Source organism: Micrococcus sp. Alg238-R198 (assembly GCF_900537135.1).
GTDB classification, from domain to species: domain Bacteria; phylum Actinomycetota; class Actinomycetes; order Actinomycetales; family Micrococcaceae; genus Micrococcus; species Micrococcus luteus.
This window is the reverse complement of the sequence record NZ_UNRH01000002.1, coordinates 44,001-58,319: the sequence shown is the minus strand read 5'-3', so window position 1 is coordinate 58,319 and position 14,319 is coordinate 44,001. Positions and strand designations below refer to the sequence as shown.

Below are 14,319 nucleotides of genomic sequence, written 5' to 3'. Positions count from 1 at the left end.
GTTCTAGGCTGGCGCGCCCTTGTCCCTTCATCCGGGGCGTGGCCATCATGGACCGGATCCCCGTCGAGAACTGCAGAATCGAGAATGTCTGATGTACCCCACCCCGATTACCTTCGACGTGGCGCGCGCCGGCCGCGCTCTCGCCCAGGTCAGTGTCCGCACCCTGGCCACCGCGGCCGGCCTCGAGAAGGAGCAGCTGCGCCGCTTCGAGAAGGGGCTGGCCGACCTGCGGGTGGACGAGCGTCTGCGTCTGGAGAAGGCCCTGCGGAAGTACGGCGTCGGGCTGGTCCCGGAGGACGAGTTCGGCGGCACGGGGGTCCGCCGGATCTTCACCGCCGAGAAGTCCCGGCGCCTCGAGGCCCTGGAGAACGAAGGCGGCCCCGCGTACGAGGACGACATCTGAGTCCTCCACCGACAGGCGGACGGCCCCGCATCCCGGGCAGGGATGCGGGGCCGTCGTCGGTCCGCCGATGGCGGGGGCTCAGGCGGACTGCAGCGCCTTCGTGACCTCGCTCAGGCCCTCCTTGAGGAGGTCTTCACCGATGGTCAGCGGCGGCAGGAAGCGGACGACGTTGCCGTAGGTGCCGCAGGTGAGCAGGATGACGCCGGCGGCGCGCACGGCCGCGGCCACGGTGGCGGTCAGCGTCGCGTCCGGCTCGCCGGTGGCGGGGTCCACGAACTCGATCGCCATCATCGCGCCGCGGCCGCGGACCTCGGCGATGCGGTCGTCGGCGTTCTGCGCGAAGTGCTCGCGGATGACCTGCTCGATCCGGCGGGCCTTCTCCAGGAGACCGTCCTCCTCGACGGCCTCGAACACGGCGAGCGCCGCCGCCGTGGCGACGGGGTTGCCGCCGTAGGTGCCCCCGAGGCCGCCCGGGTGCACGGAGTCCATCACCTCGGCGCGGCCGGTGACGCCGGAGAGCGGCATGCCGCCGGCGATGCCCTTGGCGGTCGCCATCAGGTCCGGCTCGATGCCCTCGGTCTCGGAGGCGAACCAGGCGCCGGTGCGGGCGATGCCGGACTGGACCTCGTCCGCGATGAACAGGACGTCGTTGGCCTTGCACCACTCGACCACGGCCGGCAGGAAGCCCTCGGCCGGGACGATGAAGCCGCCCTCGCCCTGGATCGGCTCCATGATCACGGCGGCCAGGTTGTCGGCACCGATCTGCTTCTCCAGCGCGGAGATGGCGCGCTGCGCGGCCTCGGCGCCGGACAGGCCGTCCCGCAGCGGGTAGGAGCCGGGCACGCGGTAGATCTCGGGGGCGAACGGTCCGAAGCTGTGCTTGTAGGGCATGGACTTGGCGGTCAGCGCCATCGTCAGGGTGGTGCGGCCGTGATAGGCGTGGTCGAACGCGGCCACGGCCTGCTTGCCGGTGTAGGCGCGGGCCACCTTGACGGCGTTCTCCACGGCCTCGGCGCCGGAATTGAACAGGGCGGTGCGGGTCTCGCCGGGGATCGGGCTGGTGCGGTCCAGCTGCTCGGCCACGGCCACGTAGCCCTCGTAGGGCGTGATCATGAACGAGGTGTGGGTGAACTGCGCGACCTGCTCCTGGACGGCGGCCACGACGCGCGGGTGGGAGGCGCCCACGGAGGTGACGGCGATGCCGGAGGCCAGATCGATCAGGCGGTTGCCGTCCACGTCCTCGAGGATGCCGCCCGCGGCGCGGGCCGCGTACACCGGCATCGTGGTGGCCACGCCGGCTGGGACGGCGCGCTTCTGGCGCTCGGCGAGCTCACGGGAGCGTGGGCCGGGCAGCTCGGTGGCCAGATGGCGGGTCTGCTCGAGGTCGGGGGTGGCGGTCATGGGGATGCCTCCTGGGGACGGCTCACGGGGAGCGGGGACGACGGGTGGGCACGACGACGACGCGTCGGGCCGCGTCCTCCCATGGTGGGGCGTCGAGGCCATGCCGTCCAGTGATGATCCGGCATGGAGGCTATGCTTATCCGGCATGGAGGAGAAACTGCTCAGGGCCTTCGTCACGGTGGCCGAGGTCGGCACGGTCTCGGGGGCCGCGATCCGCCTGGATCTCGTGCAGTCCGCGCTCAGTCGGCAGCTGCAGCGGCTTCAGCGTGAGCTGCGCCTGCCACTGTTCGCCCGGGTCGGCGGCCGGCTCGAGCTGACGACGGCCGGCGAGGCGTTCCTCCCGGTGGCGCGCGAGGTCCTCGTCGCCCATCGCCGGGCGGAGCAGGCGGCCCGCACGCTCGCCTCCGGTCGGCTCACGGACGTGGCCGTGGCCGCACCGGGCACCACCCTCATCGACGTCGTGCTGCCGTTCGTGGCCACCTTCGGGGAGGAGGACCCGCGCCCGCGCGTCGCGGAGACCCAGCTGGACGACTCGCTGCTCGACGCCGTCGCGCGGCACGACCTCGTGGTGATGCCGACGGTGCCGCCGCCCTCCGTCGCGTCGCTGCCGCTGATGGACCTGCCGGTCTGGGCGTACGTCGCCCCGGGCCACCCCTGGGCGGGCCGGACGCGGGTGTCCCTCGACGACCTCGTGGCCCAGCCGGTCGTCGCACCCGCCCGCACCTTCATGGCGCGGCGCGTCCTCGACGGCGCCGTGGCCGTGGCGGGCCTCACGCCGCCGGCCCTCGTCGAGGCGAACTCCGGGCGGGTGGCCCAGGCCCTGGTCGCGACGGGGGCGGGCGTCGCCGTCGTCACCGAGGACCCGGCCTTCGAGCTGACGCCGGTGCGGGTCATCGCGCAGGGGCGGGCGCTCGCGGTGCGACTGCACGCGGCGTGGCGGGAGGACCACTTCGCCACCGCGACGCTGGAGAAAATCGCCCGTCGGCTGCAGGCCTTCGTCCGGGACCGCTATGCCGAGCCCGGGGACGACGCGCCGCGCTGAGGCCGGAGCGCGTGAGACCATGCCGTCGTCGGACGCGGCCCCGGGCGGGCCGCGTCGATGCACACGAGGGGAGAACCCGGATGAACACCACCGTCCGACGCGCCCTGTGGGTGGTCCTGGTGCTGCTGTGCCTGGGACTCGTGTTCCTCGCGCTGCGCGGGGTGCTGGCGGTCGGCGCCGTGCCGATCAGCGCCGCCCCCACCCTCAGCGCCACGGCGTCCGCGACCCCGTCGCCGTCGCCGTCGCCGTCCTCGGCACGCTTCACGCCCAGCCCCGCAACGACGGCCACCCCGACCCCGACGCCGAGCCCGTCCTCGGCGTCACCCACGCGGGAGGCGGCGGTTCCCGTCGAGACCCAGGAGCTCGCCGGCACACCCACGCCGTCCGAGGAGCCGACCCCCACCGAGGAGCCGGCGCCGTCCGAGGAGCCGGCACCGTCCGAGGAGCCGACCCCCGCCGCGGCCGCCCACCTCTCCGGCCCCGCCGCCCCGTGGGACGAGGTCACGGCGACGCCCGTGCACGTGGACGTCCACCAGGACGGCGAGCAGATCGTCGGAGCGGGGATCGACCTCACGCAGTTGGATGAGGGCGGCGACCTGGACCCGGAGCCACAGACGGTCGGCTGGTACGGCCCGCCGCAGTGGGGCACCACGCCGGGGGAGCGGTCCCGGTACGCGGGGGTCCTGGCCGGGCACGTCGTCTACCACGGCGTGCGGGACGTGTTCTGGAACCTGGGCGACGTGCGCGCGGGTGCCGTCGTCGTGGTGACATACGACGACGGCACGCAGGCCGCCTTCGAGGCGGACGCGGACGCGGTCTCGGTGGAGAAGGAGGCGCTCACCCAGGATCCGTCGCACCGCTGGGCATGGGAGCCCGGGGGCGACGACGCGAAGGTCACGCTGATCACGTGCGACCTCGTGCCGGGCACCGGGATGGCCGGGAACGCCTTCAACAACTGGGTGGTGCAGGCCACCCGCGTCGCCTGAGGCCGCGGCGACCCCGGGGCCGGGAGGCCGGAGGGGTACCCTGGGGAGGCCGGGGCGGCCGACCGCGTCGGACCGCCCTTGACCCCGTGACCGGGTGACGACCGCCGAGAGGACCTGCGCCCATGAGCCGAGCCGACATCGCCCCCGCCCGCGTGCACCCCCGCCGCTGGAGCGTGGCCGTCGGAGGGGCGCTCCTGAGCATCACCCTGGCCACCGGCGGCTGCAGCGTCGCCGAGGAGCCCGGACAGACCGGTGGCACGGAGGCGGGGAACACCTACCTGGAGGGCGTGCTGGCCAGCCCCAGCCAGACGTCCGCCGACCCGCTCGCGGCGGACATCCAGTTCGCGGGTCTGCTGCTGCGCAACCACCGCGACGCGATCCAGCAGTCCGATCAGGTGCTGGGCAAGGACGGCGTGGACCAGGAGATCCGGGCCACCGCCGAACGGATGAAGTCCGAGCACGAGGAGCGGGCGGGCCGGCTCGAGTCGATGCTCGAGGGCTGGGGCGTCCCCTCGGATGACGTGCGCGGTGCGGGTGCCGAGGCGACCCCGTCTGCGCAGCCCGAGTCCACGGAGGACGCGGAGCCGGCGGAGATCGTGGGCGACGAGCTGCGCGCCGGACTCCTGTCCGACCGGGAGAAGAACGTGCTGGCCGCCGCCGAGCCGGAGGAGGCAGGACGGATCTACCTGCTCCAGATGCGCCGCCTCTATCAGGGCGCGCTGACGATCTCCGCCACGGAGGCGGAGGACGGCTCGGACGACGCGGCGAAGGAGCTGGCCTCCAGCGTGGTCGAGGGCCACCGCAAGGAGCTGGAGAGTTTGGCCGCGACGCTCGCGGAGATGGGCGTGATCGGGTCGAGCGGGGCGCGCACGGCGGAACCGTCCGGGTTCACCGGCCCCATCAAGATCGAGGGCACCGGCGCCGACGGCGGCTCCGTCCCCTCGGACTTCGTCCCGGAGCCGCTGCAGCGGGTGCGCAACTTCCGCGCCACCCAGAAGCCGGTGCTGCCGTCGTCGAGCTCGCCCAGTTCCTCCAGCGCGTCGGGCTCCGCCAGCGCCTCCGGCCGGGACGCCGAGGACCAGCGGGGGCGGGACGCCGCGTCGGCGAGCCCGTCGCCCAGCCCGGCCGACACGGCGCAGGCCACCCCGCGCCCCTCCTCCGGGGCGAGCCCCTCGCCCAGCGCGTCCCGCTGACGCGCGGCGCCGGCCGGCCCGATCCGCATCGCGCGTCGCCGTGACCGAGTCGATAGCGCTTCGTCACCGGACAGTGACCCGCCTCACGTCCGCGCGGCGTAGATTCGTGCCGAAGCGGCGAGTGCGGCATCCGGTCGACCTCGGGCGTCCGAGCCGGAGAACCCTTCGGCCCGTCGCAGCACCGCACCCCTGGAGGAGCACGATGCGCACCGCCCGACCGACCCGCCTTGCCGCCGCCCTGGGCGCCGGCGTCCTTCTCACCGGCCTGGGGGCGACCCCTGCCCTCGCCTCACCCGCCCACCCCGCTGGATGGACCGCCGAGCACGGCCTGCCCGGCGGATCCTTCCTCGTGGCCGGCGCGGAGGGTGAGACCGGTGCCTCCTTCGGCACCGAGTTCGAGGTGGACGAGTCCGACGTCCGCCTGACGGTGGCTCCGGTGCTGGAGGGGGAGGCCCGCGGCGCCGAGACCGAGGTCCCGTTCACGTACGACGACGAGTTGGAGCGCGGTGACTTCGACGTCGCCGCGGCCCGGCGGAGCCTGGGCGAGTCGGGGACCGGTCCCGTCGTCTACACCCTCTACGTCCTGGGCGGCGAGGTGGCCGCCCTCACCTACGGTCCGGACGCCGACCTCACCGACGCTGACCCGGGCGAGCCGCTGCGCGCCGACCAGCGTCATGAGCTCGGCTTCCACATGCTCCCCACCGCCTGGGACACCACCCTGCTCGCGGCGCCGGGGGAGCGACACGTGTTCATCTCCTCGTACACGGGCGATGAGGCGGCGCCGCTGACGCTCGTCGCGGGCCCGGCCGAGGGTCGGGTCGTCGAGGTGACGGAGGAGGAGACCGGCGGGCCGCGCGGCTACGTGTACCAGGCGCCCGAGGGCTTCACCGGATCCGACACCGTCACCCTGCGGGCCACGAGGGACGGCGTGACGACGACGCGGACGGTGACCGTGCGGTTCGGCGATCCCCGCGTGGACCTCTACGACTGGGAGAACGGGCGGATCCCGGGGTTCGTGACCTTCCCCGTGGCCGGCCCGTTCGACGACGCTCCGGGCCAGCCGGCCGATCCCGACACTCCCACCTCGCCGGCGGAGCCCGAGACCCCTGCGGATCCGGCCGACGGCGAGCACACGGTGCCGGACACGGTCGAGACCGGGCGTGGTCCGGCGGCGTGGCCCGTCGCCGTCGCGGTGCTGGCCGCGGGCGTCCTGGCCGTGGTGCGCCGGCACCGCGTCGCGGCCTGACCGCGCCGGTCAGCGGGGCGCGAGCAGCGCGCTCTTCTCCGGGTGCTCGTCGAACCACTGGGCGACGTACCAGCACATCGGCACGATGCGGCGGCCCCCTGCGGGGCCGCCGTTCGTCGCGATGTCCTCGACGGCGCCCGCGGTCAGCGCGGCGGCGTGGCCCCGGCCGCGGTGCACCGGGATGGTGAACGCGCGGTTCAGGGAGACGGCCGCGCCGTTGTCCCGGAAGTCGAGGACGGCGAGCAGTGTGCCGCCGTCGTGGAGCTCGTAGCGGGACTCGGCGTCATTGCGGGTGACGGTGGGGGAGGTGCTCATGCCGGGGCAACCCCCGGTGGTCACGGGGTATTCCGACGCCGGCCGGCGGCGGGCTCCTACATGTAGTGGTCCGCGGGGGCCGGACACGCCGCTCGCGGACGTGGCGAACCCGACTTTCCGGCTGTGGGAACCCGGCCCCGAGATCTCCACCGGCTGTGGACAGTCGACCTCGGTCCCGGCGTGTCCCGCATGTCCGCGCGGATCGTCTCGCACAGCAGGGTGTGGACAGGATGGGCAGAGGGTGGGGATACGTAACTACAGCGGTGTGACTACTACATGTAGGGATGGTTCCCGGCTGTGATCACTAGATGTAGTATCGACGCAGATGTTCGGCACGCCCCGTGATTCACCTCGCGGGCGCCGCGCCGACACCCGCAGACCACCAGAGACCACGAAGGAACAGGGATCGCCATGACCGTCACCGTGTACACCAAGCCGGCCTGCGTGCAGTGCAACGCCACCTACCGTGCACTGGACAAGAAGGGCATCGCCTACGAGGTCGTGGACATGTCCCAGGACCCCGCCGCCCTCGAGCGCGTCCGTGCCCTCGGCTTCATGCAGGCCCCCGTCGTCGTCACCGAGACCGACTCCTGGTCCGGCTTCCGCCCGGACAAGATCGCCGAGCTCGCCGAGTCCGCCGCGGCATCGGTGGCCTGACCGGAGTCGACATGACCGTCGCCGCGGACCCGAGCCACATCCGCTCGGCCGAGGCGCAGGGGCTCGTCCCCACCGACGCGGGACTGATCTACTTCTCCTCCGCCTCCAACTACACGCACCGCTTCGTCGAGAAGCTCGAGCTGCCCGAGGACCGGGTGGCTCGACTGCCGTTGATCACCCGGGAGCCCACCCTCGGGGCCACCGCCCCGTACGTCCTGATGACCCCCACCTACGGCGGGGGCAGCGGGCCGGGCGCGGTCCCGAAGCAGGTGATCAAGTTCCTCAACGTCCCGGAGAACCGTCACTGGATTCGGGGTGTGATCGCGTCCGGGAACACCAACTTCCATGAGGGCTACTGCCTGGCCGGCTACATCATCTCCCGCAAGTGCCAGGTGCCCCTCATGTACAAATTCGAGCTGATGGGCACGCCCGACGACGTCGAACGCGTCCGCGGCGGCCTGGAAGGACTGTGGACATGACCACCACCGCACCCACCGAGGCGGACCTCATCCGCCAGGCGAAGAACATGCCCGCCGAGTGGCAGAACCTCGGCTACCACGAGCTCAACGCCATGCTGAACCTCTACGGCGCCGACGGTCGCATCCAGTTCGAGGCCGACCACGCGGCCGCGCGCCAGTACTTCCTGCAGCACGTCAACACCAACACGGTGTTCTTCCACGACCTGGAGGAGAAGCTCGACTACCTGCAGAAGAACGACTACTACGAGACCGAGACGTTCGAGCAGTACCCCTTCGAGTTCATCCGGGGCCTGTTCGATCGTGCCTACAAGGCCAAGTTCCGCTTCCCGACCTTCCTCGGCGCGTTCAAGTTCTACACCTCGTACGCCCTGAAGACCTTCGACGGCAAGCGCTACCTCGAGCGCTACGAGGACCGCGTCGCCGTCGTCGCCCTCCACCTGGCCCGGGGCGACCAGGAGCTGGCCACCCACCTGGTGGACGAGATGATCGCCGGCCGCTTCCAGCCGGCCACCCCCACGTTCCTCAACTCGGGCAAGAAGCAGCGCGGTGAGCTCGTCTCCTGCTTCCTGCTGCGCATCGAGGACAACATGGAGTCGATCGCCCGCGGCATCAACTCCGCCCTGCAGCTGTCCAAGCGCGGCGGCGGCGTGGCCCTCTCGCTGACCAACATCCGCGAGCACGGCGCGCCCATCAAGCAGATCGAGAACCAGTCCTCCGGCGTCATCCCCGTGATGAAGCTCCTCGAGGACTCCTTCTCCTACGCCAACCAGCTCGGCGCGCGCCAGGGCGCCGGCGCGGTGTACCTCAACGCGCACCACCCGGACATCCACCGCTTCCTCGACACCAAGCGCGAGAACGCGGACGAGAAGATCCGCATCAAGACCCTCTCCCTCGGCGTCGTGATCCCGGACATCACGTTCCAGCTGGCGAAGAAGAACGAGGACATGTACCTGTTCTCGCCGTACGACGTCGAGCGCGTCTACGGGGTGCCGTTCTCCGAGATCTCCGTGACCGAGAAGTACTACGAGATGGTCGACGACGCGCGGATCAAGAAGACCAAGATCAGCGCGCGTGAGTTCTTCCAGACCATCGCCGAGATCCAGTTCGAGTCCGGCTACCCGTACGTCGTGTTCGAGGACACCGTGAACGCCGCGAACCCGATCAAGGGCCGCATCACCATGTCCAACCTGTGCTCCGAGATCCTGCAGGTCTCCGAGGCCTCCGAGTACAACGAGGACCTGAGCTACGCCCACGTGGGCCAGGACATCTCCTGCAACCTCGGCTCGATGAACATCGCCAAGACCATGGACTCGCCGGACTTCGGCCGGTCCGTGGAGACCGCGATCCGTGCGCTGACGGCCGTGTCGGTCATGTCCGACATCCAGTCGGTGCCGTCCATCGCCAAGGGCAACGCGGCCTCCCACGCCATCGGCCTGGGGCAGATGAACCTCCACGGCTACCTGGCGCGCGAGCGCGTCCACTACGGCTCGGAGGAGGGCATCGACTTCACGAACATGTACTTCTACGCGGTGCTGTTCCACGCGCTGCGGGCCTCGAACCGGATCGCCATCGAGACCGGCCAGCGGTTCGGCGGGTTCGAGGACTCGAAGTACGCCTCGGGGGAGTTCTTCGACAAGTACACGGACCAGGAGTGGGCGCCCGCCACCGAGCGCGTCGCCGAGCTGTTCGCCGAGGCCGGCATCGCCCTGCCCACGCAGGACGACTGGCGTGAGCTGAAGGCCTCCGTCATGGAGCACGGCATCTTCAACCGCAACCTGCAGGCCGTCCCGCCGACGGGCTCGATCTCCTACATCAACAACTCGACCTCCTCGATCCACCCGGTGGCCTCGAAGATCGAGATCCGCAAGGAGGGCAAGCTCGGCCGCGTGTACTACCCGGCGCCGTACCTCACCAACGAGAACCTCGAGTACTACGAGGACGCGTACGAGATCGGCTACGAGAAGATCATCGACACGTACGCCGCGGCGACGCAGCACGTGGACCAGGGCCTGTCCCTGACGCTGTTCTTCAAGGACACGGCCACCACCCGTGACCTGAACCGCGCGCAGATCTACGCGTGGACGAAGGGCATCAAGACGATCTACTACATCCGCCTGCGCCAGCTCGCGCTGGAGGGCACCGAGGTCGAGGGCTGCGTCAGCTGCATGCTCTGACAGCCAGCCCTTCGAGGCGGGAAATCCGGCGTATTCCGCGCTTCTGAGCGCAGGTGCGCTCGATTTCCCGCCGCGAAGTGGAGCGGCGCGCCTGGCCGGGCGGGGCGGGCCCACGACGTCGTGAGCCCGGACCTGCCCGAGTGGCTGCCGCTGCCCCTGCGGGCCTAGACTGTCCCGGACCCGCGCCCCGCTGACCGTGCTCTCGAGAGCCCCCGGAATCCGCGGATTCTCAACGAATTCTTCTGAAGGATGTGCCCTGCCGTGACCGAGACCCAGCAGTCCCACCTCGTCGAGGCGATCAACTGGAACCGCATTCAGGACGAGAAGGACGTGGAGGTGTGGAACCGCCTCGTCAACAACTTCTGGCTGCCGGAGAAGGTGCCGCTGTCCAACGACGTCCAGTCCTGGTCCCACCTCACGGATGAGGAGCGGCTGCTCTCCATGCGCGTGTTCACGGGCCTGACCCTGCTGGACACGATCCAGGGCACCGTGGGCGCCGTCTCCCTCATCCCGGACGCCATGACCCCGCACGAGGAGGCCGTCCTCACGAACATCGCGTTCATGGAGTCGGTGCACGCGAAGTCGTACTCCTCGATCTTCTCCACGCTGGCCTCCACCCCGGAGATCGACGAGGCGTTCCGCTGGTCCCGTGAGAACCGGAACCTGCAGGCCAAGGCCCGCCTGATCGTGGAGCGCTATGACGGCCAGGACCCGTACAAGAAGAAGATCGCCTCCACCCTGCTCGAGTCCTTCCTCTTCTACTCGGGCTTCTACTGGCCCATGTACCTCTCCGGGCACGCCCGCCTCACCAACACCGCCGACCTGATCCGCCTGATCATCCGCGACGAGGCGGTGCACGGGTACTACATCGGCTACAAGTACCAGCGGAGCATCGAGACCCTGCCGGAGGAGAAGCGGGAGGAGCTCAAGGCGTTCACCTTCGAGCTGCTGTTCGAGCTGTACGAGAACGAGGTCGAGTACACCCATGACCTCTACGACGCCGTCGGTCTGGCCGAGGACGTGAAGAAGTTCCTGCACTACAACGCGAACAAGGCGCTGATGAACCTGGGCTACGAGCCCATGTTCCCGGCCGAGACCACGAACGTGAACCCCGCCATCCTCTCCGCGCTCTCCCCGAACTCGGACGAGAACCACGACTTCTTCTCCGGCTCCGGCTCCTCCTACGTGATCGGCAAGGCCGAGAACACCGAGGACGAGGACTGGGACTTCTGATCCCGTCCGCCTGAGCCCCGTCCCGACGACGGCCGGTCGCCTCCCCGCGGAGGCGCCCGGCCGTCGTCGTCTCGCGGGGGCATCACACGTCGGCCCCGGGCCCCGCAGTATGACGCTGCGCGTCACCGCCCTGCCCGATGGAGCGCACACGCTGCGATAGGCTTGGGCCCAGCTTCAGGAGAAGCGGCTGTGGACCCCGCCTCGGCGGGTCCACGTGGTCCCACGACGAGCCGCTCGCCAACCCCATGTTCACGGGTGGCAACGGACCGAGAAGCGGCCCGCCTCCGCTGCGTGCAGACCCCTCGAGGGGAGCCCGCGGTGACTGGGGGACGGGCAAGAGCAGCGTTCGAAAGGATCCCGGCCTCCGGCTCGGGGCGTCTCTCGCCCCCCGCCCGCCGTGCTGTGCCCCGCGGGGAATCACCCACCGCACGGCCCACCCCGCACCGTTCCGCACCCGCCGTGCCCACCCGCGCCGGCGACGTCGCACCGTCCTCCAAGGAGAACCCCATGACGACCCCCTCGAACATCTCCCGCCGCTCCTTCGCCGGCCTGTCCTTGGCCGCCGTCGGCGCGTTCGCCCTGACCGCCTGCAACTCGCAGGCCGAGAAGAAGGGCGACGACGGCGCCCAGACCGTGCGCATCGGCGTCGTGTCCGAGAACGAGACGCACCGCGCCCTGGTGAAGCTCGCCAAGGAGAAGCACGGCATCGACGTCGAGATCCGCAACTTCACCGAGTACACGCAGCCGAACCCGGCGCTGGACAACGGCGACATCGACATGAACTGGTTCCAGCACATCGCCTACCTGGCCGACTACAACCAGGCCTCCGGCAAGGACCTGACGCTGATCGGGACCACCGAGATCATCCCGCTGCCCCTGTACTCCAAGAAGTACAAAGACGTCTCCGAGTTCAAGAAGGGCGACACCGTCGCCATCCCGAACGACACCGTGAACCAGGCCCGCGCCATCAACGTGCTCGTCGCCGCCGGCCTGTTGAAGCTGTCCAACGAGACCATCCGCCCGGAGGTCCGCGACATCGACGAGGCCGCCTCCACCGTGACGGTGCAGCCCGTGGCCGCGCAGCAGACCGTGAACGCGCTCGAGTCCGTGCAGGGCGCGGTCATCAACAACACGTTCTCGGCCGACGCCGGCATCGACACGAACACCGCCCTGTTCAAGGACGACCCCCAGGCCGACTCCGCCAAGCCGTTCGTCAACGGCTTCGCCGTGCGCCGCGCGGACCGCGAGAACGAGACCTACAAGAAGGTCGCGGCCCTGTACCACGAGCAGGCCGTGCTGGACGAGTCCGCGAAGCTCTCCTCCGACACGAGCGTGCCGGTGCAGCTCGACGCCGCCCAGATCGACGAGACCCTGAAGCAGTACCAGGACGCGATCGCGAAGCAGGACGCCTGATCCATGGCAGGTTCCCATACGTCCGACCGTGACGCGGTCACCCCGGGGCGCCACTCTGAGGGCGCCCCGGGGGAGCCGGTCATCGTCTTCGACCACGTCAGCCGCGTCTACGCCGCCAAGAAGGGCCGCGGCGTCACGGCCGTGGACGACGTCTCGCTCTCCGTGCGACGCGGCGAGGTCTTCGGCGTGATCGGCTTCTCCGGCGCCGGCAAGTCCACCCTGATCCGCATGATCAACGGGCTGGAGAAGCCGACGTCGGGCACCGTCACGGTGCTGGGCCAGCAGGTCTCCCACCTGTCCGAGGCGAAGCTGCGTCCGCTGCGCACCCGCATCGGCATGGTGTTCCAGCAGTTCAACCTGCTGACCTCCCGCACGGTGGCCGGGAACATCGAGTTCGCCCTGGACACGGCCGGCTGGCCACGCTCCAAGCGCCGCGCTCGCGTGGCGGAGCTGCTCGAGTTCGTCGGCCTGGCGGACAAGGCCAAGCACTACCCGGAGCAGCTCTCGGGCGGCCAGAAGCAGCGCGTCGGCATCGCCCGCGCCCTGGCCGCCGAGCCGGAGATCCTGCTCGCGGACGAGGCCACCAGCGCCCTGGATCCCTCGACGACGCACGAGGTGCTCTCCGTGCTGCGCCGCGTCAACGAGGAGCTCGGGGTCACGATCGTGGCCATCACCCACGAGATGGAGGTCATCCGCTCGATCGCCGACCGCGTCGCCGTGATGGACACCGGCCGCGTGGTGGAGTCCGGCAAGGTCTACGACCTCTTCTCTCGGCCCGCCCACTCCGCCGACGCCGCGTCCTTCGTGGCCACGGCGCTCAAGGACCGGCCGAATGCCGAGGAGGTGGCCCGCATCCGGGCGCGCACCGAGGGTCGGCTGATCATGGTCTCGCTCAAGGACTCCGCCGCGGTCTCGGCGGTGCTCGGCACCGCATCGACGCGCGGCGTGGGCTTCGAGATCGTCCACGGCGGCATGTCCGCCACCAAGGACTCCGCGTACGGCCTGCTCACCGTGGCGCTCACGGGCGAGGCCGCCGCGGTGGACGCGTTTGTCGCGGACCTGGCCGGCGCCGGAGACGTGCAGGAGGTGCACCAGTGATCGACCGATTCCAGAACCTCGACTGGGGGTACTACGGCCCCGAGCTGATGACCGCCGTGGGGGACACCCTCTACATGGTCGGCTGGTCCTTCATCCTCGGCGGCATCCTCGGCCTGCTGGTCGGGCTCGTCCTCTACACCACGCGCCCGGGCGGCATCTTCGCCAACCGTGCCGTCTACCTGGTCACGAACTTCATCGTGAACCTCATCCGGCCCATCCCGTTCGTCATCCTCATCGCCGCCCTGCAGCCGCTGACCATCGCGGTGCTCGGCACCGGCATCGGCAACACCGCCGTGGTGTTCTGCATGATCTGGGCGTCCACGTTCGGCATCGCCCGCATCGTGGAGCAGAACCTCGTCTCGCTGGACCCCGGCGTGATCGAGGCCGCCCGCGCGATGGGCGCCTCCCGCATGCGGATCGTGCGCGCCGTGGTGCTGCCCGAGGCCCTCGGCCCGCTGATCCTCGGCTTCACGTTCGTGATCATCTCGCTCGTGGACATGTCCGCGATGGCGGGCATCATCGGCGGCGGCGGCGTCGGCAACTTCGCCATCGTGGAGGGCTACAACCGGTTCCGTCCGGAGGTCACCTGGCTGGCCGTGATCGTGGTGATCGTGTTCGTCCAGGCGCTGCAGCTGATCGGCAACGGCATCGCCCGCAAGGTCATGCGCCGCTGAACCCC

At 70.5% G+C, this 14,319-nt stretch carries 14 protein-coding genes; 12 read left to right on the top strand and 2 right to left on the bottom strand.

The window, feature by feature from the left end; all coding sequences use genetic code 11:
• The first annotated feature begins 91 nt into the window (after positions 1-91).
• Positions 92-403, top strand: a complete 312-nt coding sequence (locus G6R13_RS02320) for a hypothetical protein (protein WP_100057717.1) — start codon at positions 92-94, stop codon at positions 401-403.
• A gap of 78 nt (positions 404-481) precedes the next feature.
• On the opposite strand, the gene gabT is transcribed toward G6R13_RS02320, so the two are convergent.
• Complete coding sequence (gene gabT, locus G6R13_RS02315) at positions 482-1,804, bottom strand: 4-aminobutyrate--2-oxoglutarate transaminase (protein WP_036316964.1); 1,323 nt, start codon at positions 1,802-1,804, stop codon at positions 482-484.
• 145 nt (positions 1,805-1,949) lie between these two features.
• Between gabT and G6R13_RS02310 the strand changes: the two genes are divergently transcribed.
• From G6R13_RS02310 to G6R13_RS02295, 4 genes are all read left to right on the top strand, one after another.
• Complete coding sequence (locus G6R13_RS02310; RefSeq protein ID WP_123244151.1) at positions 1,950-2,846, top strand: LysR family transcriptional regulator; 897 nt, start codon at positions 1,950-1,952, stop codon at positions 2,844-2,846.
• Between the two features lie 80 nt (positions 2,847-2,926).
• Positions 2,927-3,832 carry a class F sortase gene (locus G6R13_RS02305; RefSeq protein ID WP_063189606.1) on the top strand — a complete coding sequence of 302 codons (906 nt, stop codon included), beginning with the start codon at positions 2,927-2,929 and terminating at the stop codon, positions 3,830-3,832.
• Between the two features lie 122 nt (positions 3,833-3,954).
• Positions 3,955-5,025, top strand: coding sequence for a DUF305 domain-containing protein (locus G6R13_RS02300; RefSeq protein ID WP_123244150.1), 1,071 nt, complete (start codon positions 3,955-3,957; stop codon positions 5,023-5,025).
• Positions 5,026-5,227: 202 nt separating this feature from the next.
• Positions 5,228-6,271 (top strand): hypothetical protein, encoded by a 1,044-nt coding sequence (locus G6R13_RS02295; RefSeq protein WP_036338930.1) that lies wholly within the window; start codon positions 5,228-5,230, stop codon positions 6,269-6,271.
• Between the two features lie 9 nt (positions 6,272-6,280).
• Here G6R13_RS02295 and G6R13_RS02290 read toward each other — a convergent pair whose 3' ends face one another.
• Positions 6,281-6,586 (bottom strand): GNAT family N-acetyltransferase, encoded by a 306-nt coding sequence (locus G6R13_RS02290; protein WP_036338933.1) that lies wholly within the window; start codon positions 6,584-6,586, stop codon positions 6,281-6,283.
• A 411-nt stretch (positions 6,587-6,997) separates the two neighbouring features.
• On the opposite strand from G6R13_RS02290, the gene nrdH reads away from it, so the two are divergent.
• From nrdH to G6R13_RS02255, 7 genes are all read left to right on the top strand, one after another.
• Positions 6,998-7,243, top strand: a complete 246-nt coding sequence (gene nrdH, locus G6R13_RS02285; protein ID WP_036313172.1) for a glutaredoxin-like protein NrdH — start codon at positions 6,998-7,000, stop codon at positions 7,241-7,243.
• An 11-nt stretch (positions 7,244-7,254) separates the two neighbouring features.
• Positions 7,255-7,722 (top strand): class Ib ribonucleoside-diphosphate reductase assembly flavoprotein NrdI, encoded by a 468-nt coding sequence (gene nrdI, locus G6R13_RS02280; RefSeq protein ID WP_004167610.1) that lies wholly within the window; start codon positions 7,255-7,257, stop codon positions 7,720-7,722.
• Positions 7,719-9,896, top strand: coding sequence for a class 1b ribonucleoside-diphosphate reductase subunit alpha (gene nrdE / locus G6R13_RS02275; protein ID WP_123244149.1), 2,178 nt, complete (start codon positions 7,719-7,721; stop codon positions 9,894-9,896). Before nrdI ends, nrdE begins: the two co-directional genes overlap by 4 nt.
• Positions 9,897-10,157: 261 nt before the next feature.
• Entirely contained in the window at positions 10,158-11,129 is a 972-nt protein-coding gene (nrdF, locus tag G6R13_RS02270; protein WP_036338940.1) for a class 1b ribonucleoside-diphosphate reductase subunit beta, read from the top strand.
• Positions 11,130-11,636: 507 nt separating this feature from the next.
• Positions 11,637-12,542: a MetQ/NlpA family ABC transporter substrate-binding protein gene (locus G6R13_RS02265; protein WP_123244148.1), complete on the top strand. Its 906-nt coding sequence runs from the start codon at positions 11,637-11,639 to the stop codon at positions 12,540-12,542.
• A gap of 3 nt (positions 12,543-12,545) precedes the next feature.
• Positions 12,546-13,640: a methionine ABC transporter ATP-binding protein gene (locus tag G6R13_RS02260; protein ID WP_159833103.1), complete on the top strand. Its 1,095-nt coding sequence runs from the start codon at positions 12,546-12,548 to the stop codon at positions 13,638-13,640.
• Positions 13,637-14,314, top strand: a complete 678-nt coding sequence (locus G6R13_RS02255; RefSeq protein WP_036313181.1) for a methionine ABC transporter permease — start codon at positions 13,637-13,639, stop codon at positions 14,312-14,314. The genes G6R13_RS02260 and G6R13_RS02255 overlap by 4 nt, the downstream gene beginning before the upstream one ends.
• Positions 14,315-14,319: the final 5 nt, after the last annotated feature.

Excerpts from the sequence above, each read along its gene's own strand:
- G6R13_RS02300 (WP_123244150.1), top strand. The coding sequence starts at position 3,955 with ATGAGCCGAGCCGACATCGCCCCCGCCCGCGTGCACCCCCGCCGCTGG.
- gabT (WP_036316964.1), bottom strand. The coding sequence starts at position 1,804 with ATGACCGCCACCCCCGACCTCGAGCAGACCCGCCATCTGGCCACCGAG.
- nrdI (WP_004167610.1), top strand. The coding sequence starts at position 7,255 with ATGACCGTCGCCGCGGACCCGAGCCACATCCGCTCGGCCGAGGCGCAG.
- G6R13_RS02305 (WP_063189606.1), top strand. The coding sequence starts at position 2,927 with ATGAACACCACCGTCCGACGCGCCCTGTGGGTGGTCCTGGTGCTGCTG.
- nrdH (WP_036313172.1), top strand. The coding sequence starts at position 6,998 with ATGACCGTCACCGTGTACACCAAGCCGGCCTGCGTGCAGTGCAACGCC.
- G6R13_RS02320 (WP_100057717.1), top strand. The coding sequence starts at position 92 with ATGTACCCCACCCCGATTACCTTCGACGTGGCGCGCGCCGGCCGCGCT.
- G6R13_RS02295 (WP_036338930.1), top strand. The coding sequence starts at position 5,228 with ATGCGCACCGCCCGACCGACCCGCCTTGCCGCCGCCCTGGGCGCCGGC.
- G6R13_RS02290 (WP_036338933.1), bottom strand. The coding sequence starts at position 6,586 with ATGAGCACCTCCCCCACCGTCACCCGCAATGACGCCGAGTCCCGCTAC.
- G6R13_RS02265 (WP_123244148.1), top strand. The coding sequence starts at position 11,637 with ATGACGACCCCCTCGAACATCTCCCGCCGCTCCTTCGCCGGCCTGTCC.
- G6R13_RS02310 (WP_123244151.1), top strand. The coding sequence starts at position 1,950 with ATGGAGGAGAAACTGCTCAGGGCCTTCGTCACGGTGGCCGAGGTCGGC.
- G6R13_RS02260 (WP_159833103.1), top strand. The coding sequence starts at position 12,546 with ATGGCAGGTTCCCATACGTCCGACCGTGACGCGGTCACCCCGGGGCGC.
- nrdE (WP_123244149.1), top strand. The coding sequence starts at position 7,719 with ATGACCACCACCGCACCCACCGAGGCGGACCTCATCCGCCAGGCGAAG.